This is a genomic window from Kribbia dieselivorans NBRC 106261 (genome assembly GCF_001552435.1).
Classification (GTDB): domain Bacteria; phylum Actinomycetota; class Actinomycetes; order Actinomycetales; family Dermatophilaceae; genus Kribbia; species Kribbia dieselivorans.
Genome location: NZ_BCRE01000190.1, coordinates 1 through 818 on the forward strand (window position 1 = coordinate 1; position 818 = coordinate 818).

1 protein-coding gene is annotated in these 818 nt (G+C 71.5%); it reads left to right on the forward strand.

Annotation, left to right across the window (positions count from 1 at the left end; translation table 11 throughout):
- Positions 1-818, forward strand: an 818-nt coding sequence (locus KD1_RS13870) for a PD-(D/E)XK nuclease family protein (RefSeq protein ID WP_174521115.1), incomplete at both ends; no start/stop codon positions are given.

Below are 818 nucleotides of genomic sequence, written 5' to 3' on the forward strand. Positions count from 1 at the left end.
CGTCGTGTCCGGTGGCCCCGGCGAGGGGACGCCGCCGGACGTGCCGGGCGAACGACGCTCCGCCATGGCCGGGCTGCCGGTCGGCGCGACGTTCGGCTCGCTCGTGCACGCCGTGCTCGAGACGGCCGATCTGCAGGCCGACGACCTGGGCGCCGAGTTGCGCGCGCGGATCGTCGAACACCAACTCCGCTGGCCCGTCGCCCTGGACGTCGACGGGCTCGCGACCGCGCTCGAACTCGTCTGCGCCACCCCGCTCGGCGACCTGGCCGGCGACGTGAGGCTGCGCGACATCGCCCGCACCGACCGGCACACCGAGATGGACTTCGAACTGCCGTTGGGTGGCGGCGACGGACCGGGCGTCGGCTCGCTGCTCGGCGACATCGCGACGCTCCTGCGCACTCACCTGCCGCACGACGATCCGCTCGTGCCCTATGCCGCCGCCCTCGACGAGCCGGAGCTCGGTGAACAGGTGTTGCGCGGGTATCTCACCGGATCGATCGACCTGACCTTCCGGCATGACGGGCGGTACTTCGTCGTCGACCACAAGACGAACTGGCTGGGTTCGCCCGAGCGCGAGTTGACCGTCGACGATTACGCCCCCGATAAGCTCGCCGACGCGATGACGCACACGTCCTACCCGCTCCAGGCGCTGCTGTATTCCGTTGTGCTGCACCGATATCTGCGCTGGCGCTTGCCCGAATACGACCCGCGCCGGCACTTCGGCGGGGTGCTCTACCTGTACCTGCGCGGCCTGGCCGGGCCCGACACGCCACGCGCGGGCGGAGCGCCGTACGGTGTGTTTGCGTGGCGGCCGCCGG